Origin of the sequence: Bradyrhizobium sp. 170 (assembly GCF_023101085.1) — a bacterium.
Lineage (GTDB): Bacteria > Pseudomonadota > Alphaproteobacteria > Rhizobiales > Xanthobacteraceae > Bradyrhizobium.
This window is the reverse complement of the sequence record NZ_CP064703.1, coordinates 7,674,410-7,691,411: the sequence shown is the minus strand read 5'-3', so window position 1 is coordinate 7,691,411 and position 17,002 is coordinate 7,674,410. Positions and strand designations below refer to the sequence as shown.

17 protein-coding genes are annotated in these 17,002 nt (G+C 63.8%); 8 read left to right on the top strand and 9 right to left on the bottom strand.

Annotation, left to right across the window (positions count from 1 at the left end; all coding sequences use genetic code 11):
* Positions 1-55 precede the first annotated feature (55 nt).
* On the bottom strand, positions 56-1,042 hold the full coding sequence (locus IVB05_RS35855; protein ID WP_247780748.1) for an ABC transporter substrate-binding protein: 987 nt from the start codon (positions 1,040-1,042) through the stop codon (positions 56-58).
* Between the two features lie 487 nt (positions 1,043-1,529).
* Between IVB05_RS35855 and IVB05_RS35850 the strand changes: the two genes are divergently transcribed.
* From IVB05_RS35850 to IVB05_RS35820, 7 genes are all read left to right on the top strand, one after another.
* Positions 1,530-2,477 carry a sulfonate ABC transporter substrate-binding protein gene (locus tag IVB05_RS35850; RefSeq protein WP_247780746.1) on the top strand — a complete coding sequence of 316 codons (948 nt, stop codon included), beginning with the start codon at positions 1,530-1,532 and terminating at the stop codon, positions 2,475-2,477.
* Between the two features lie 73 nt (positions 2,478-2,550).
* Positions 2,551-3,462, top strand: a complete 912-nt coding sequence (locus IVB05_RS35845; protein WP_247787252.1) for a sulfonate ABC transporter substrate-binding protein — start codon at positions 2,551-2,553, stop codon at positions 3,460-3,462.
* Complete coding sequence (gene ssuD, locus IVB05_RS35840; RefSeq protein WP_247780745.1) at positions 3,459-4,625, top strand: FMNH2-dependent alkanesulfonate monooxygenase; 1,167 nt, start codon at positions 3,459-3,461, stop codon at positions 4,623-4,625. Before IVB05_RS35845 ends, ssuD begins: the two co-directional genes overlap by 4 nt.
* Complete coding sequence (gene ssuC, locus IVB05_RS35835; RefSeq protein WP_247780743.1) at positions 4,622-5,428, top strand: aliphatic sulfonate ABC transporter permease SsuC; 807 nt, start codon at positions 4,622-4,624, stop codon at positions 5,426-5,428. Before ssuD ends, ssuC begins: the two co-directional genes overlap by 4 nt.
* A 9-nt stretch (positions 5,429-5,437) precedes the next feature.
* The gene (locus IVB05_RS35830; RefSeq protein ID WP_247780741.1) at positions 5,438-6,283 is read left to right on the top strand and encodes an ATP-binding cassette domain-containing protein; all 846 of its coding nucleotides are present in this window, start codon (positions 5,438-5,440) and stop codon (positions 6,281-6,283) included.
* Between the two features lie 72 nt (positions 6,284-6,355).
* Positions 6,356-6,874: a flavin reductase family protein gene (locus IVB05_RS35825; RefSeq protein WP_247780739.1), complete on the top strand. Its 519-nt coding sequence runs from the start codon at positions 6,356-6,358 to the stop codon at positions 6,872-6,874.
* Between the two features lie 70 nt (positions 6,875-6,944).
* Positions 6,945-7,124, top strand: a complete 180-nt coding sequence (locus tag IVB05_RS35820) for a hypothetical protein (protein WP_247780738.1) — start codon at positions 6,945-6,947, stop codon at positions 7,122-7,124.
* 110 nt (positions 7,125-7,234) lie between these two features.
* Here IVB05_RS35820 and IVB05_RS35815 read toward each other — a convergent pair whose 3' ends face one another.
* The 8 genes from IVB05_RS35815 to IVB05_RS35780 all read right to left on the bottom strand — a co-directional run bounded on the left by IVB05_RS35815 (position 7,235) and on the right by IVB05_RS35780 (position 15,445).
* Positions 7,235-8,614, bottom strand: coding sequence for a sigma-54 dependent transcriptional regulator (locus IVB05_RS35815; RefSeq protein WP_247780737.1), 1,380 nt, complete (start codon positions 8,612-8,614; stop codon positions 7,235-7,237).
* A gap of 55 nt (positions 8,615-8,669) precedes the next feature.
* Positions 8,670-9,020, bottom strand: a complete 351-nt coding sequence (gene fliN / locus IVB05_RS35810) for a flagellar motor switch protein FliN (protein ID WP_108521346.1) — start codon at positions 9,018-9,020, stop codon at positions 8,670-8,672.
* Between the two features lie 19 nt (positions 9,021-9,039).
* Positions 9,040-9,666 carry a FliH/SctL family protein gene (locus tag IVB05_RS35805; RefSeq protein ID WP_247780735.1) on the bottom strand — a complete coding sequence of 209 codons (627 nt, stop codon included), beginning with the start codon at positions 9,664-9,666 and terminating at the stop codon, positions 9,040-9,042.
* A complete protein-coding gene (fliG, locus tag IVB05_RS35800; RefSeq protein WP_247519249.1) occupies positions 9,666-10,751 on the bottom strand; it encodes a flagellar motor switch protein FliG in 1,086 nt (361 codons plus the stop codon). Before fliG ends, IVB05_RS35805 begins: the two co-directional genes overlap by 1 nt.
* 1 nt (position 10,752) lies before the next feature.
* Positions 10,753-12,375 (bottom strand): flagellar basal-body MS-ring/collar protein FliF, encoded by a 1,623-nt coding sequence (fliF, locus tag IVB05_RS35795; protein ID WP_247780734.1) that lies wholly within the window; start codon positions 12,373-12,375, stop codon positions 10,753-10,755.
* 170 nt (positions 12,376-12,545) lie between these two features.
* Positions 12,546-12,821, bottom strand: a complete 276-nt coding sequence (locus tag IVB05_RS35790; protein WP_002714638.1) for a DUF1153 domain-containing protein — start codon at positions 12,819-12,821, stop codon at positions 12,546-12,548.
* Positions 12,822-13,025: 204 nt separating this feature from the next.
* Positions 13,026-13,721 carry a flagellar hook capping FlgD N-terminal domain-containing protein gene (locus IVB05_RS35785; protein WP_247780732.1) on the bottom strand — a complete coding sequence of 232 codons (696 nt, stop codon included), beginning with the start codon at positions 13,719-13,721 and terminating at the stop codon, positions 13,026-13,028.
* Between the two features lie 11 nt (positions 13,722-13,732).
* Positions 13,733-15,445, bottom strand: coding sequence for a flagellar hook-length control protein FliK (locus IVB05_RS35780; protein ID WP_247780730.1), 1,713 nt, complete (start codon positions 15,443-15,445; stop codon positions 13,733-13,735).
* 341 nt (positions 15,446-15,786) lie between these two features.
* Between IVB05_RS35780 and mnmA the strand changes: the two genes are divergently transcribed.
* On the top strand, positions 15,787-16,986 hold the full coding sequence (gene mnmA, locus IVB05_RS35775; protein WP_247780729.1) for a tRNA 2-thiouridine(34) synthase MnmA: 1,200 nt from the start codon (positions 15,787-15,789) through the stop codon (positions 16,984-16,986).
* Positions 16,987-17,002 lie beyond the last annotated feature (16 nt).

Genomic DNA, 17,002 nt, shown 5'->3' with positions numbered 1-17,002 from the left:
CGGCGGAGTGAACCGGACGCGGTGCGATGGAAGGGATCGCGCCGCGCCCGTGGCATTAGTTCGAATTTGCGGCTGCCGTAAAGCTGCGATCGACCGCCTTGTTGACATCGAGCTTCTTCGCCAGGATGCCGTAGCGGGTGGCTCGGTCGGATGCTTCCTGAATTTCCGTGACGATGTTTTCGTCGATCGCGATCGGGCTGGTGCGTTGCGCCTTGTAGGCACTCAGCAGCACGTCTTCGGGAAGTTTGGTGAGTTCGGCGGTGTTCTTTGCGTATTCGGGCAGATGATCCAGCGACCATAGTCGGGCCTTGTTGAGCCGCTGCACGAGATCCTGCACGGCCGCGCGCTTGGTTGCGATGGCGCTATCGGATGCCACGATGAAGGTGACGGTCGGCGTCAGGCCCTCGCCGTTGGCAACCACCCGCGCGTTGTCCTTGAGCGTGGCGTAGGACACGTAGGGCTCCCACACCGCCCACGCGTCGATCGAGCCGGCGACGAGCGCGATCTTTGCGTCCACCGGCCCGAGCGGCGCAAAGGTCGCGTCGTCGATCTTGTATCCGGCTTTCTCCAGCGTCGCATCGATCAGGAACTGGCCCCAGCCGCCGCGCGTTCCGGCCAGACGCTTGCCCTTGAGGTCGGCGACCGACTTGATCGGCGAGTCCTGGCGGACGAGGATCGCTTGCGTCTTGGCATCGGAGCGCGTGCCGCCGATGGCCTTGATCGGGGCGCCGGCCGCATACACGGTCAGGAACGAGAGGTCGCCGGTATAGCCGACATCCAGCGCACCTGCGTTCAGCGCTTCGAGGATCGGCGCGGCAGCAGGAAATTCCGACCATTCGATCCTGTATGGCAAATCCTTCGCGTATCCGGAGATTTCGAGCAGCGAGCGATTGCCGCCCTTCTGATCGCCGACGCGGAGCGTCACCGTGTCTGCGGCCAGCGCGGATGCTGTGATGGCCACACCGACCACCGCGCTAAACAACGTTACGCCGATGCGGCGGAGACGCGCGCGGGCGCGCGATTCGAGTTTGGTTGCCTTCATGTTCTTGATCTTTCCATATCTGCCGTGTTGCCTAACGAAATCGGCGATGCGCAAAGCCTACGAGCAAGCGGAACGCAGTCAATGAAATGGCTGACTGAATAGCGTTGTGAGGTCGCAATGAATCATTCGTTCGAATTCATTGTTGTGAAACGAAATCGTATACAGCTCAGCTATCGCTTAAATACTGTGCAGCAAGTAGCTCGCGACTAGTGCTTTGAATCATGTCGTCGGACATTCACTGCGCAAAGCGATTGGCGGACAAAGTCACAGCGCCGTGAAGCGTTGGACGTGGTTCCGATCGTGTGTGCTGCGGGAAAAAATATCGTCGCAATCATTCATCCAACAATAAATGCGTTGTGTCTTTGTCGAATGATAGAACGCGCATCGTTATTTCTTTCAGGCGCTCGACAGCTTCGATGGTCGGTCCCATCATTCTGACATCGCATGATCGCGCCGCGTCGCGCGCATGATCGTCAGGAGATATGGAATGAGACGTCGGGAGTTTCTCGGATTGTCGTTTGGAGGCGCAATTGCTGCGCTGTCGTCGCGCGCGCAGGCGCAAGCATCCCTTAAGGAAGTCCGTATCGGTTACCAGAAGACCGGCGTGCTGGTGATCGCGCGGCAGCAGGCTGTGCTGGAGAAACGGTTCGCCGGCAAGCAAATCGGCGTCAAGTGGATCGAGTTCACGTCGGGGCCGCCCTTGCTGGAAGCCATGAGCACCGGCAGCGTCGATTTCGGCGCGGTCGGCGATACACCGCCGATCTTCGCGCAGGCTGCCAATGCCAATATCGTTTATGTCGCGGGATCGCCGATCACCAACGGGCAGGGCATTCTCGTTCCCGCCAATTCCGGCATTCGCAGCATTGCCGACCTGAAGGGCAAGCGCGTCGGATTCACCAAGGGCAGCAGTGCGCATAACGTGGTGATCGCCACGCTGGAGAAAGCCGGGCTGACCTATGAGGATATCACGCCGGTCTATCTGACGCCGCCCGATGCAGGGCCGGCGTTCGCCAATGGCAGCATCGAGGCGTGGGCGGTCTGGGATCCATATTTTGCGATCGGCGAGAAGCGCCAGAACGGCCGGATTCTCGTCAACGCCTATGAAGTGGCCAAGACCAATTCGTTCTACCTCGCCAACCGTGATTTCGCGAACACCCATGTGCGGGAAACCCGCGAGGTGATCGACGGCCTGGGGGAGGCCGCGCGCTGGGCCGAGGCCAATCGCGCCGAGGTCGCCAGCGCGCTCGCCACGGTCACCGGCGTGCCGCTCGAGGTCCAGACCGTCGCCGCCAACCGCGCGTCATTCCTGATCGGCCCGGTCACCGCCGAGATTGTCACGACGCAGCAGGCGGTCGCCGATCGCTTCCACAAGCTCGGGCTGATCCCGAGGCCGATCGCCGTGCGCGACATCGTCTGGCGCCATACCCAAAGCTGAATTCCAACAAAGGAAATAACTCATGACGCGTTTGATTCAACGCTTGCTCGCCGGCGCCGTGCTGTCGATCAGCATGGTCGCCGCGACCGTCGGCGCTTCCTACGGCCAAGACAAGCAAGACAAGGTGGTTCGCATCGGCTTCCAGAAATACGGCAAGCTGGTGCTGCTCAAGAGCAAGGGTACTCTGGAAGAGAAGCTGAAGGCCGCCGGCTACAAGGTGCTGTGGACGGAGTTTCCGTCCGGTCCGCCGCTGCTCGAAGCGCTCAATGTCGGCGCGATCGATTTCGGCAACACCGGCGAAGCGCCGCCGATCTTTGCCCAAGCCGCGGGCGCACCGATCCAGTACGTCGCCTATGAGCCGCCGGCCCCGAAGGGCGAGGCGATCCTGGTACCGAAGGACAGCAAGCTGAACTCCGTCGCCGAGCTGAAAGGCAAGAAGGTCGCGCTGAACAAGGGCTCCAACGTTCACTATCTGCTGGTGAAGGCGCTGGAGAAGGCCGGCGTCAAATATTCCGAGATCGAGCCGGTGTTTCTCGCCCCGGCCGACGCGCGTGCGGCGTTCGAGCGCGGCGCGGTCGATGCCTGGGTGATCTGGGATCCGTTCCAGGCCGCCGCCGAAGCCGCCACCGGCGCGCGCACGCTCGCCGACGGCGCCGGCATCGTCGCGAACTACCAGTTCTACTTCTCATCGAAGAAGTTAGTGGAGAGCGATCCGAAGATCATCGATCTCGTGCTCGCTCAGCTCAGCGAGGTCGACGATTGGGCCAAGGGCGACATCCATGCCGTCGCCGAGCAGCTTGCACCTGCGATCGGGCTTTCCGTGCCCGTCGTCGAAGTCGCGCTCAAGCGACAGTCCTACGGCATCAAGCCGATCACCGAAAGCGTGATCAACGACCAGCAACAGGTTGCGGACGCGTTCTTCGCACTCGGGCTTTTTCCAAAACAAATCAAGATTTCTGACGTGGCCCGGAGGTCCGGATCGTGAGCACGCAACAAAGCGCCAACATCCTCTGGTTCCTGCCGACGCATGGCGACGGCCGTTATCTCGGCACCACGACGGGCGGACGCGAGGTGAACTTCAATTACCTGCGCCAGATCGCGCAGGCTGCGGACCAGCTCGGCTATTTCGGCGTGCTGCTGCCGACCGGGCGAAGCTGCGAGGATTCCTGGGTGACGGCCTCGGCGGTGGCGCCATGGACCGAGCGGCTGCGTTATCTCGTGGCTGTTCGGCCCGGACTACAGTCGCCAAGCGTCGCTGCGCGCATGACGGCGACGCTCGACCGGGTATCGAACGGGCGCCTGCTGATCAACGTCGTCACCGGCGGCGACCCCACCGAGAACAAGGGCGACGGCGTCTTCCTCTCGCATGACGAGCGCTACGAGGTGACGCGCGAGTTCCTCAACGTCTATAGCGACCTTCTGGCGGGCAAGACTGTCAATGTCGAGGGCAAGCACATCCGCATCGAGGATGGCAGGTTGCTGTTCCAGCCGGTGCAGTCGCCGCGGCCGCCGCTCTATTTCGGCGGATCGTCGGACGCCGGCATCGACGTCGCCGTCGACACCGTCGACAAATATTTAACCTGGGGCGAACCACCGGCGCAGGTCGCCGAGAAGGTCAACCGGGTGAAAGCCGCTGCCGCGGCACGCGGGCGAAAGCTCTCGTTCGGCATTCGCCTGCATGTGATCGTGCGCGAGACCAATTCGGAAGCCTGGAAGGCAGCGGACGAACTGATCCAGCATGTCACCGACGAAACGGTCGCTTCGGCGCAGAAGATCTTCTCGCGTATGGATTCAGTCGGCCAGCAGCGCATGGCGCAGTTGCACGGCGGCCGCCGCGACAAGCTTGAGATCAGCCCCAATCTCTGGGCCGGCGTCGGCCTGGTGCGCGGCGGCGCGGGCACTGCATTGGTTGGCGATCCCGAAACCGTCGCGGCGCGGATCAGGGAATATCAGGATATCGGCATCGATACTTTCATCATGTCCGGCTACCCGCATCTGGAGGAGGCCTATCGCTTCGCCGAGCTGGTGTTCCCGCTGCTGTCGCTGGCGCAGCCAAACAACGTGACGCCGATCCGCCTCAACACCGGGCCGTTCGGCGAAACCATCGGCAATGAATACCGTCCGCAAAAACAGGCAGGGCAATCATGAGTCTCATCGACAGTTTTTCGCGCGTCAGTGCACCGAAACTGCCGCGGATCGACGGCTTGATCCCGTGGATCGTGCCGCTCGCAATCATCCTGATATGGCAGCTTGCCTGCGTCACCGGCTTCGTGTCCGCACGCGTGCTGCCGGCGCCGAGCGACGTCGCGCTGGCGGGATGGAAGCTCCTGCTGTCAGGCGAGCTGGCCCGCAACATCTGGGTCAGCTTCTGGCGCGCCAGCATCGGATTTTTGATCGGAGGCAGCATCGGCTTCTCCTTTGGCCTCGCCAACGGCCTGTCGCAGCTCTCCAGCAAGCTGACCGATACGACGCTGCAGATGGTGCGCAACATCCCGCATCTGGCGCTGATCCCGCTCGTCATCCTGTGGTTCGGGATCGATGAATCCGCAAAACTGTTCCTGGTCGCGCTCGGCGTGTTCTTCCCGATCTATCTGAACACATTGCACGGCATCCGCACCGTCGATCCGCAATTGATCGAAATGGGCCGCATCTATGGCATGACCGACGGCGAATTGTTCCGCCGGGTGATATTCCCGGGCGCCTTGCCGTCGATCTTCGTCGGCCTGCGCTTCGCGCTCGGCATCATGTGGCTGACCTTGATCGTGGCCGAAACCATCGCCGCGTCATCGGGCCTCGGTTACATGGCGATGCAGGCGCGCGAGTTCATGCTGATCGATGTCGTGGTGCTGTCGATCCTCATCTATGCACTGCTCGGAAAGCTGGCCGACAGCGCGTCACGCGCGCTGGAACGGCTGACGCTGTCCTGGCATCCGGCCTTCCAGAAACATTGAGGACAAGTAATGCAAGAAGCCCTTCGTTTCCGTCTGTCGGACGCCGAGCCTCTCGGCCGCGCCGAGATCATCGAGCAGGCGCGCTTTGCGCGCCGCGGCCCCAGAACCGCGTCTCGCGGCCTTTCACTGACCATCCGTGATTTGCGCAAATCGTTCGGCGATAACGAGGTGCTGCGCGGCATCGACCTGCACATTCCCGCTGGCCAGTCGGTTGCGATCGTCGGCCGCAGCGGCTGCGGCAAGAGCACATTGCTCCGGCTGATTGCAGGCCTCGAGACCGCCACCGCCGGCACGATCAGCCTCGGCGAGGATGCGCGCCCTGAGGACGTCCGGGTCATGTTCCAGGAGCCACGGCTGTTGCCGTGGGCACGGGTGCTGTCGAACGTCGAGGTCGGACTCGGACGCGAACGAAACTCGGCCGGTGCGCAGGCCCGCGCCGAGAGCGCACTGGTTGAGGTTGGTCTCGCCGACAAGCGGTCGCAGTGGCCGGCGGTCCTGTCAGGCGGGCAGAAGCAGCGCGTCGCGCTCGCCCGCGCGCTGGTCAGCCAGCCGCGCGTGCTCGCCTTCGACGAGCCGCTTGGTGCGCTCGACGCGTTGACGCGCATTTCGATGCAGCGGCTGCTCGAACGGGTCTGGCACGATCAGGGCTTTACCGCGATCCTGGTGACGCACGACGTCGCCGAGGCCGTGGCCCTGGCCGACCGCGTGCTGGTGATCGAAGACGGCCGCGTCGCGGAGGATTTCAGCGTCGATGTTCCGCGTCCGCGGCAGCGCGGGTCGGTCGAACTGGCGGCGCTGGAAGGCGCCATCCTGAAAAATCTGCTGGAAGGTACGGAAGATACTTCCGACCTGTGAGGTGCCGATGAACCTTATTGTCCGTCCGCGCCGATCGATCCCGAGGTTTCCGCCGGCGACTTTCGCAACGCGATGCGCCACTTGACGGGTGGCGTCAGCGTTATCACCGCAGGCAGGGGCCGGGATATCTCGGGCATGACAGTTACCTCGGTATCGTCACTGTCGGTCGATCCGCCGGCCTTGATCGTCAGCATCAACCGGGAGGCCTCTTCCTGGCCGCTGGTGAAGCGCTACGGCTTTTTCGGCGTCAACATCCTGACGTCGGACCAGATCGATATCGCCGAGCGGTTTACCGGCAAGGGCGGGCTGAGGGGTGCCGACCGCTTTGCCGGCGCCCGGTGGATGACGTGCGCGTCCGGTGTGCCGCTGCTCGTAGGCAGCCTGGCGGCGGTCGACTGCGAGGTCGAGGATATCGTCGAGCGGCACTCGCACGCGATCGTCATCGGCCGAGTGCTGGATGTTGCGGTGTCAACGCGCACCGCGGCGCTGGCCTATTGGCAGGGGCGGTATGTCGCCATCGATCAGGATGAGGATGCGATGAAGCTTGCCGAGGTCAGCGTACCGGCGCGGAAAACCGCACGGAAGGTCTGACGGGAGCGCTCCGCGGTTGTCCGGCCCTTCCGGGCTGGCTTTTTTGCCGCGTCCGATCTAAACCCGGCGAATGAAGCGTCTCGCAACCTGGGCATTTTACGCAGTCGGCGCGGTCGCGATCGCCTATCTCGCGCTTTATGCCTATGCGGTTTTCACCGGGCGCGATCTGCAGCCCGGCGATCCCATTCACATTTTCCGGAAGCCCGACGCGCCGAGCTATTCCGCTCTTTCCACGTCATTGCGAGCGTAGCGAAGCAATCCATCCTTCGGCATAACGGATAGATGGATTGCTTCGTCGTTTCGCTCCCTTGCGCAAACGCTTCGCGTTTGTCGCAGGCAATGACGGCGGAAGGGATCGGCCTAACCCGCCGCGACAAAACGTTGATGTTCACCTGCGCCTGCCGGCGTAATCGGGATGCCGCCGTCGGCATATTCGTTCAGCTTGTTGCGCAGCGTGCGGATCGAGATGCCGAGAATGTTGGCGGCATGGGTCCGGTTGCCCAGGCAGTGTTTCAGCGTCTCCAGGATCAGGTCGCGTTCGACATCGGCGACAGTGCGGCCGACGAGCGCACGCGTCACCTGCTCGGCGGCAAAGGTGGCGTGGGCCACGGCGGGCACGGTCTTGGCGAGGTCGAGGCGGTCGCCGTCGGGCGTCAGGATGGCCTCGGGGCCGATCTCGTCGCCCTGCGCCATCAGCACCGAGCGATGGATGGTGTTTTCCAGTTCGCGGACGTTGCCCTGCCAGCGGTTCGAGGTCAGCACCCGCCTTGCGTCGGCGGAGACCGGACGCAGCGGTACGCCATTGGCGTCGGCATATTTCTTGGCGAAATGCTGCGCCAGTTCGAGGATGTCGGCCGGTCGGTCGCGCAGCGGCGGGATCTTCAGGTTGACGACGTTAAGACGAAACAGCAGGTCCTCGCGGAAAGTGCCTTCGCGCACGGCGTCTGCGAGGTTGCGGTTCGAGGTCGCGATGATGCGGATATCGACCGGCACCGGCCTGGTGCCGCCGACGCGGTCGATCACGCGCTCCTGGATCGCGCGCAGCAGCTTGGATTGCAGGCGAACGTCCATCTCGGAGATTTCGTCGAGCAGCAGCGTGCCGCCGGTCGCTTCCTCGAACTTGCCGATGCGGCGGGCAACGGCGCCGGTGAAGGCGCCCTTCTCGTGGCCGAACAATTCGGACTCCAACAGATGCTCGGGGATCGCCGCGCAATTGATTGAAATGAACGGCCGCTTGGCGCGTCCCGAGCGGGAGTGGACATAACGCGCGAGCACTTCCTTGCCGGTGCCGGATTCGCCGGTGATCATCACCGAGGCGTCGGAGCCCGCGATCTGCTGCGCCAGCTTGACGACCTTGCCCATGGCTTCGTCGCGATAGATCAGGTCGCGCGAGTCATTAGCGACGGCGGCGAGAACGGCGGCGATCAGTTCCGGATCGGGCGGCAGCGGGATGTATTCCTTGGCGCCGGCGTGGATTGCGGCGACCGCGGCGCGGGCGTCGTTGGAGATGCCGCAGGCCACGATCGGCACGTGGATGTGCTCGGCCTCCAGCCGCATCACCAGGTCGCGGATGTCGAGGGCGACGTCGACCAGCAGCAGGTCGGCGCCCTTGCCGCCACGCAGCACGGCCATCGCCTGTTCGATCGCTTCGGCGTGGGTCACCGATGCCCCGTTGGCCATCGCGATCTTGGTGGCGGTCGTAAGCTGGCCCTTCAATGTGCCAACGATGAGAAGCCGCATTTTTTATCTCCTGTTCGTCTGTTCGCGCCGTTCGCGGCGCGTGTCGCCAAAATTGTTAGCTGCGTTCCGCCTTGATGATTTCCGTCATGGTGACGCCGAGCTTGTCTTCCACCAGCACGACCTCGCCACGCGCCACCAGGCGGTTGTTGACGTAGATGTCGATGGCCTCGCCGACGCGACGGTCCAGTTCGAGCACGGTGCCGGGGCCGAGCTTCAACAGTTCGCCGACGTCCATCTTGGAGCGGCCGAGCACGGCCGAGACCTGCACCGGTACGTCGAACACGGCCTCGAGGTCGGCCGCGATGCGCGAGGCCTGTTCGTCCTCGTTGTAGGCGAGATCGTCGATCGGCGGGGCGTCCGCGGCGTTGAGATCGGGCAACGGTACCTGTGCGTCGGTGTCACTCATGGTTCAGTCCTCATGGCCTTTACGTTCCGGCCTGATCGCGGGACGCCAGATAGCGCCCGACGAGTTCGCTGATCTTCACTTCGATGGCCGCGCGTTCCAGCACCACGCCACCGTCGGCCCATTCGATCCGGCAGTCGCCGGTTGCGATGCCGGGCTCGGCCAGGATCACCAGCCGGCCCTCGAAGCCGCTCTGGGCTGCCTGCCGTTCGATCTTCTCGCGGGCGGCCTCGTAGAGCTGGTCGTTGATGCGGACGACGAGATGCGGGGTGGCGACCAGATGCGAGAAGCAGTCGCTGACCAGCGCCATGATCTCGCCGAGCGGTTCGCGGACGATCAGCTCGCTGCACAGCTTGCGCGCCACCGCGACCGCGACTTCGACGGCCTCGGTCTCCATTTTGGCCTCGATGCCGGAGAAACGCGTGGCGATGCCGCGGATGGTGATGCCGATCTCTTCCAGCGCCAGCGCCGAGCGGCGGTCGCTCTCCACCCTGGCCTCGTGCTGGGCCGCCTCGTAGCCGGCGCGGTAGGCACGTGCCTCGGCCTCGGCGATCTTCTGCGCGATCTCGGTGGCCGTTGCCGCACGCTCGCGCGCCTTGTCCGGCGCCGCGAAGTCCGTGTCGAACAGGAATTTTGCGGGCGCGGCCATCAGTACACCAGCTCGTCGTCGGCGCGGTTCTTGGTCAGCGTGATTTCGCCCCTGGCGGCCATGTCCTTGGCAAGGTTGACGAGCAGCGCCTGCGCCTCGTCGACATCGCGTAAGCGCACCGGTCCCATCGCGGCCATGTCGTCCATCAGCATCTTGCCGGCGCGCGAGGACATGTTGCCGAGGAAGAAGGCACGCACCTCCTCATTGGCGCTTTTCAGCGCGATGCCGAGCTTGTCCTTGTCGACATTGCGCATCAGCGTCTGCGCCGAGGCGGAGTCGAGCTTGATCAAATCGTCGAAGGTGAACATCAGCGCCTTGATGCGCTCGGCGGATTCGCGGTTTTCCTCTTCCAGCGAGGTGATGAAGCGGGTCTCGGTCTGGCGGTCGAAATTGTTGAAGATTTCGGCCATCACCTCGTGGGCGTCGCGGCGGCGGGTCTGCGAGAGATTGGACATGAATTCGGTGCGCAGCGTCTGCTCGACGCGCTCGATGACTTCCTTCTGCACCGCTTCCATCTTCAGCATGCGGCCGACCACGTCGAGCGCGAGATCCTCGGGCAGGATCGCCAGCACGCGGGCGGCGTGCTCCGGCTTCAGTTTCGACAGCACCACCGCGATGGTCTGCGGGTATTCGTTCTTGAGGTAGTTGGCGAGCACCTCTTCCTGCACGTTGGAGAGCTTCTCCCACATGTTGCGGCCGGCGGGCCCGCGAATTTCGTCCATGATGCCGGTGACGCGCTCGGACGGCAGATATTGCTGCAACAGCCGTTCGGTGGCGTCGAAGGTGCCCATCAGGGCGCCGGAGGCCGACATCCGCGAAACGAATTCGAGCAGCAGGTCTTCCACGATGTCGGCCTCGACTGTGCCGAGCGTCGACATATGAATCGACAGTTCGCGTACCTCGTCGTCGTCGAGCAGTCCCCAGACCTTGCCGCCATATTGCTCGCCCAGCGCCAGCATCAGGATGGCGGCGCGCTTCGGGCCGCTCAGCGGCTTGCCCTTGGGCCGGCTTGCCTGGCGGCTCGCCAGCGCCGAGATGACGGTGGTGATGTCGTTGGCGTTTGAGGTTTGCGGTACGGCAGCCATGTCAGTTCTCGACGGGTTCGCTGAGCCATTGGCGAACGATGGAGGCGGTTTCGTTCGGATTGCGTTCGGCCAGTTCGCCGACCCGGTGCACGGCCTGCGCGTGGACCTGGCCCTGAACCTGGGCGACGTCGATCAATTGGGCGGTGCCGCTGGTGCCGGCAATCAGCGCCTGGCCGGGACCGAGTTCGGCATGCGTGCCGTCGGTCAAAGCGAGCGCCGGTTCGGGCTGCGCGGGAATGACTTCGGCAGCCAGGATGCGCTTGACCAGCGGACGGATCACCATGAACAACACCACGAGGCCGAGCAGCATCATGACGCCGAGCTCGATGACATACATGACGTCATCCTTGGTGAACTGCAGCATGCCGAGAAGGCCGGTCGGCTCAACGACCGCTGGCACGGCCGGCGCTTCGGCAAAGCGAAGATTGACGACCTCGACCTGGTCGCCGCGCTTCTGGTCGAAGCCGATCGCCGAGCGAACCAGGGTGGCGATGCGGTCGAGCTGTTCCTTGCTGCGGTCCTGATAGACCATTTCGCCTTTTTCGTTCTTGGTATAGGCGCCGTCGACCAGCACCGCGACCGAGATCCGGTTGACCCGTCCGGCCTCGGTGACCTCGGTCTTGGTGGTGCGGGAAATCTCGTAATTGTTGGTCTCTTCGCTCTTCTTGCTCTGGTCGCGGGCCGCAGGCCCGGTGGTGTTGGCCTGATTGTTGGGCAGTTCGTTGTTGACCGTCACCTGGCCGTTGTTCTCGGCGGTCAGCGACGATTCCTCGCGGGTCTGCGTGGAGCGCAGCACGCGGCCCTCCGGATCGAACTTGTCCGAGGTCTGGGTAACCTTGTTGTAGTCGAAGTCGGCGGTGAGCTGGACGCGGGCGCGGCCCTGGCCGACCACCGAGGAGACGATCGCCTCGACCTCGTTGCGCATGCGCTTCTCGAAGGCCGTGCGGCGCTCTTCGCCGACGGCGATATCGGCTTCCTTGCCGGCGCCGTCAGCCAGCAGCCGGCCGGCTTCGTCGACGATCGACACCCGCTGCGGCTTCAATCCGTTGACGGCGGAGGCGACGACATGGCGGATGGCGCGGATCTGCTGCGGTTCGAGGCTGCCGCGCACCCGCACCACGATCGAGGCCGACGGCTCCGGCGCCTCGCGCGCGAACAAGGGCCGTTCCGGCAGCACCAGATGGACGCGGGCGGCCTGGATGCGGTCGATGGCGCGGATGGTGCGGGAGAGTTCGCCCTCCAGCGCGCGCAGATGGTTGATGTTCTGGACGAAGCTCGTGGTGCCGAGCGCGTCGGACTTGTCGAAAATCTCGTAGCCGACGCCGCCGCCCTTGGGCAGGTTGCTTTCGGCCAGCTTCATCCGCAGCCGCGTGACCTTGTCCTTCGGCACCATGATGACCGCGCCTTCGTTGCGCAGCTCGAACGGGATCGCCTGGCGCTCCAGATCCTTGATGATGCTGGAGGAATCTTCGGTAGTGAGGTCGGTGAACAAGGTGGTCATCTGCGGCGTCGTGACGCGCATGATGACGAAGGCGAAGAAGCCGATCAGCGCGGTCGTCACCGCAACCATGGCCATCAGCCTTGCCGCACCGAGGCCTCTCAGGAAAGCAACGAGACTTTGCACCAACCGCCCCCAGGGATTCGGCCCGAGGGACCGACTGGGCAATTATTGCCTAGGGGATGGTTTCCATATGGTTAACAACCGTTAAAGCCGCCGCGAATAGTTCCGGCATGAAAAAAACCGGCTTCGCAAAACGAAGCCGGTTTTCATCAAATCTTTCGGTTCGGGAGAGTTTACTGCCGATATTGCTGGATCCGGGTGGTCCGCAAGCCTGCCAGACCATGCTGATCGATGGAAAACTGCCAGGACAGGAACTCGTCGACGGTCAGCGTATAGCGGCTGCAGGCCTCCTCGAGGGAGAGCAGGCCACCACGGACCGCCGCAACGACTTCGGCCTTGCGGCGGATGACCCACCGTTTGGTACCGGGCGCGGGCAAGTCGGCAATTGTTAACGGACTGCCGTCAGGCCCGATGACGTATTTTACCCTCGGGCGATGGGGTTCTGTCATGGCGTACTCACAAACTCTCAACCACTGAACTCACCATGACAACCTACGCCTGCCGGCTTAAAAATTGCCTAAGCCTACGGCTTCAATACGAATCTCCTTGAAAATGACGGAAAATACGTCGGCCCCGGGTTCCCTGTGACGCTTTTGCGTACAATCAGGGATTGCCGGACCGGAAGTGGCGGATCAAACGATGCGAGCGTTGGGCTAGCTGGAGGTGCTCGGACGGACCACGCGCTTGATCTTGTCGGTGGTGTAGCTCTGGCCGCCGATCGACAGCAGTGGCGGGGAGGCGCTGAGATCGACTGAATCGACGATGCCCTGGACTTCGGTGGAGATCGCCACGTTGTTGCCGGAGCTGTCCTTGCCGGTGGCGGTCAAGGTGTAGGTACCGGCCGGCCACTGCACGCCATCATTACCCTTGCCGTCCCAGACGAAGCTGGAGCCACCCTGTTTCAACGTATAGGACCCGGTATAGGCGGTCTGTCCGGCCGAATTGGTGATCGTGATCGTTGCGGAGGTGTCTTTCTCGGATTTAAAATTCCAGGTCGCAGATTTGTCGAACTGTGCCTTGCTGCCATCGACGGCGACCGTGTTGCCGACATAGACCAGCGCCTGCGTCGCCTGCGCACTCTTTTCGATCTCCACCAGCGACTTCAACTGTTCGTTCGACTTGAGCTGCTGCTCGATGCCGGCAAACTGCACGAGCTGCTGGGTGAACTGGTTGGTGTCGAGCGGATCCATCGGATTCTGGTGCTGGAGCTGCGTGGTCAGCAGCGTCAGAAAGGTCTGGAAATTATCCGCAATTCCCGTCGTCTTTTCCGAAGCGGTCTTGTTGCTCGTGGCGGTACCGGTCCCGGGCGCCGAGACGACCGTCGTCGGCATGGTTGCATCAACTGCCATGGCGCTCTCCCTTAAACCCTGATGTCGACGCCGCCGCTCGCACCGAGCATGCGGCCATAGTTGCGGCCGGCGACGACGGCCGGCACGCTGTCTTCCTCGCTGACGACGAGGCGATGCGCGTTGGGATTGGACTGGTTGCCGTCGTTCTGGCCCTGCGAAGACTGGTCGCGCAGGCTGAATTGCAGGCCGCCATTGCCGGTCGAGAGCCCGGCATTGTCGAGTGCGCGCTGCAACTGGTTGGCATCCTGGCGCAGCATCGACAGCGTTTCCGGCCGCTCGACCGTCAGATGCGACGTCACCTGGCCGTGGCGGTCGATATCGATGCGGACATCGATGCGGCCGAGTTCGGCGGGATCGAGCCGGATTTCGAAGCGGGTCTTGCCGCTCTTGGCAGACGCGGCGATTTCCATCGCAAGTCCGCTCACCGGCACCGGCGCGCTTGCGGCAGCCGTGGCGGTGAGTTGGGCAGCGGTTGCCGGCGTCGTGGTGGAAGCCGGTTGCTGCGTCTGGATCGCGCCGGCGGCCTGCAGGCCGTTGCCGGAGGAATTGACCGGCGTCTGGCTAATATCAGGGGCAGCAAGATGCGCGTGGGCATGCGCGTTGGCGGCCGGCGGCGTGATGGAATTGCCTGACGCGTCGGCCTTCACCGCGTCGACGATGCCATTCTCGGACTTCGGCTTGCCCGCGGCTTCGGTCGGCGCCGTGACGGCGGGCACGATGGTATCAGCGGCAGGCGTTGCAGGCGCGGCGGTGTCGGTGGTGCCGGCCTGCTCGACTGCCGTCGTGACGCCCTTCCTGGCGAGATCGGGGTTCTTGAGTTGCGCGCCGGCTTTGGTGGCGGCGGGCGTCGCCGCGATCGCTGAAGCGGCCTGAGCAATACTGGTTGCGATGGATGGATCGGCGGATGTGACCTGGGCGCTGACGGCCTGGCCGACCGCGCCTTGCGCGCTGGTCTTGGCGCCGCCGTCGGCTTGCGCGGCGTTCGCGGTTGCGGGCTGGGTTACGATGGCCTCGGTGGCTTCAGCGGCGGGAGCGGCCGGCGCGGTCTCGGCGGCGAGCGAAGCGGAGGCTGCGATCGCTGCCGCTGCGATGGCAAGCGGTGCGGTCGCCTTGTCGGTTGCTTGTGTCGCGGGAGCTGTCGCCGCCGGCGTTGCGGCAGTCGGGATGGCAATGGCAACGGCGTCGGCCGTCACCACGACCGTTCCATCCTGCTTCGTCTCGGCCTGATCGATTACCGGGGAAGCGTCGGTGGAAGAGCCTTGCGTCGTCTCGTCGGACTTCGTCCCATCGGACTTCGGCGCGTCGGACTTCGATTTGGCGCCGCGGGCCGACGCGGCCTTGTCGGTATCGGTCTTGGTTTCGGTATCGGTATCGGCGTTGCTGTCGATTTTGCCGTCGTCGCGTGCCTTGTCGCTGCGTGCCTTGTCGCTTTGTGCTTTGGCCGCGGCGTTGCGATCATTCGAATCGTTGCGCGCGACCTTGTCCGATGCGGCAGCATTGTCGCGCGAGCGGTTATCGGACGCGGCTTGCGCATCGTCGGCGCGGCGCGGGGCGGGCGCGTTGTCCTGGGCGCGATTGTCGTTGTTGTTGGCGGCCGTGTTGCTGTCGACCAGTGCCGCGAAGCTGTCGTTTCTGGCTGACGGCTCGGAATCCGGCCGGGCGGATCTCGCCGCCGCGTTCTGAAAAGATGCGTTTGCCGATACTTCTGACGTGACACTAACCACGGGTAACCCTCGCGCTGAGCTCTCGGCTATTATTCAGCAAGGACCGGGCCACTCGGCGGGACAAAAAATATCATGTAATTTCAAATACTTACACGACTGGCAGCCAAATTTCGGAGCATGATCGCAACCCCCTTTTCTGCCCGGCGGCAAGATTTGCCGTCCTGGACACACTCCAAAATGGCGATCGGCTGATTGCCTCGCGCCAATACGGCCTATATTAAAGAGCGGCGTCCGATCCGGCCCGGTATGGCCGAATGATGCCCTAAGGCCTTACAATAAAAAGGCTTTTTAACCCTGTCCGCGAGCCGCGTAGCTTGCGATGGAAGTCGATGACCTCTGGCATGCGAAACAGTCTGGATCTCGAAGGCCGTCCGCAGGACACACGGATCGTGGTCGCCATGTCTGGCGGCGTCGACTCCTCGGTGACGGCTGCCTTGCTGAAGTCCGAGGGCTACGACGTGGTCGGGATCACGCTGCAGCTTTACGACCATGGCGCGGCCACCCATCGCAAGGGCGCCTGCTGCGCCGGCCGCGACATCCACGACGCCCGCAACGTCGCCGAGCGGATCGGCATTCCGCATTACGTGCTCGACTATGAAAGCCGCTTCCGCGAATCCGTGATCGACAATTTTGCCGACAGCTACGCGCTCGGCGAAACGCCAGTGCCCTGCATCGAGTGCAACCGCTCGGTCAAGTTTCGCGATCTGTTGGCGACCGCGCGCGAACTCGGCGCGAGTGCGCTCGCGACCGGACACTATGTCGCCTCGCGCCGCCTCGGCGACGGATCGCGCACGCTGGTGTGCGCTGCCGATGCCGATCGCGACCAGAGCTATTTCCTGTTCGCGACCACGCGCGAGCAGCTCGATTATCTACGCTTTCCGCTCGGCGACATGACCAAGCCGCAGGCGCGCGAACTTGCGCGGCGATTCGGTCTCGAAGTCGCCGACAAGCAGGACAGCCAGGACATCTGCTTCGTGCCGACCGGGCGCTACACCGACATCATCGGCCGCCTCAAGCCCGGCGCGATCGAGCCCGGCGACATCGTTGATCTCGAAGGCCGTACGATTGGCCGGCATCAGGGCATCGTTCATTTCACCGTCGGCCAGCGCAAGGGACTGGGCATCGCGGCCGGCGCGCCGCTCTATGTCGTCAAGCTCGATGCGGCCAGCCGCCGCGTCGTGGTGGGGCCGCGCGAGGCATTGCGGATGGATCGCATCCGCCTGCGTGACGTCAACTGGATCGGCGACGGGCTGCTGGACCGCGTCATCGGCGACGGCATCGAGATGTTCGTGCGCGTGCGCTCGACGCGCGCGCCGCAGCCGGCCTGGTTGCGCGCGGTCGACGGCGGTTATGAGGTCGAACTCGTGGCCGGCGAAGAGGGCGTTTCACCCGGCCAGGCCTGCGTGTTCTACGATGCGCCGGCGGGACAGGCACGCGTGCTCGGCGGCGGATTCATCAAGAGCGCGACCGCAACGATTGCGGCGGCGAGGGCAGGGGCGCAGCAAACGACCGCGCCACTCGCCGAGGTGATGCGCAGTTAAGAAAAAATCGGGGCAG

Coding starts and splice junctions, on each gene's coding strand:
- IVB05_RS35855 (WP_247780748.1), bottom strand. CDS start 1,042: ATGAAGGCAACCAAACTCGAATCGCGCGCCCGCGCGCGTCTCCGCCGC.
- IVB05_RS35850 (WP_247780746.1), top strand. CDS start 1,530: ATGAGACGTCGGGAGTTTCTCGGATTGTCGTTTGGAGGCGCAATTGCT.
- IVB05_RS35845 (WP_247787252.1), top strand. CDS start 2,551: ATGGTCGCCGCGACCGTCGGCGCTTCCTACGGCCAAGACAAGCAAGAC.
- ssuC (WP_247780743.1), top strand. CDS start 4,622: ATGAGTCTCATCGACAGTTTTTCGCGCGTCAGTGCACCGAAACTGCCG.
- IVB05_RS35830 (WP_247780741.1), top strand. CDS start 5,438: ATGCAAGAAGCCCTTCGTTTCCGTCTGTCGGACGCCGAGCCTCTCGGC.
- IVB05_RS35825 (WP_247780739.1), top strand. CDS start 6,356: ATGCGCCACTTGACGGGTGGCGTCAGCGTTATCACCGCAGGCAGGGGC.
- IVB05_RS35820 (WP_247780738.1), top strand. CDS start 6,945: ATGAAGCGTCTCGCAACCTGGGCATTTTACGCAGTCGGCGCGGTCGCG.
- IVB05_RS35815 (WP_247780737.1), bottom strand. CDS start 8,614: ATGCGGCTTCTCATCGTTGGCACATTGAAGGGCCAGCTTACGACCGCC.
- fliN (WP_108521346.1), bottom strand. CDS start 9,020: ATGAGTGACACCGACGCACAGGTACCGTTGCCCGATCTCAACGCCGCG.
- IVB05_RS35805 (WP_247780735.1), bottom strand. CDS start 9,666: ATGGCCGCGCCCGCAAAATTCCTGTTCGACACGGACTTCGCGGCGCCG.
- fliG (WP_247519249.1), bottom strand. CDS start 10,751: ATGGCTGCCGTACCGCAAACCTCAAACGCCAACGACATCACCACCGTC.
- IVB05_RS35790 (WP_002714638.1), bottom strand. CDS start 12,821: ATGACAGAACCCCATCGCCCGAGGGTAAAATACGTCATCGGGCCTGAC.
- IVB05_RS35785 (WP_247780732.1), bottom strand. CDS start 13,721: ATGGCAGTTGATGCAACCATGCCGACGACGGTCGTCTCGGCGCCCGGG.
- mnmA (WP_247780729.1), top strand. CDS start 15,787: ATGCGAAACAGTCTGGATCTCGAAGGCCGTCCGCAGGACACACGGATC.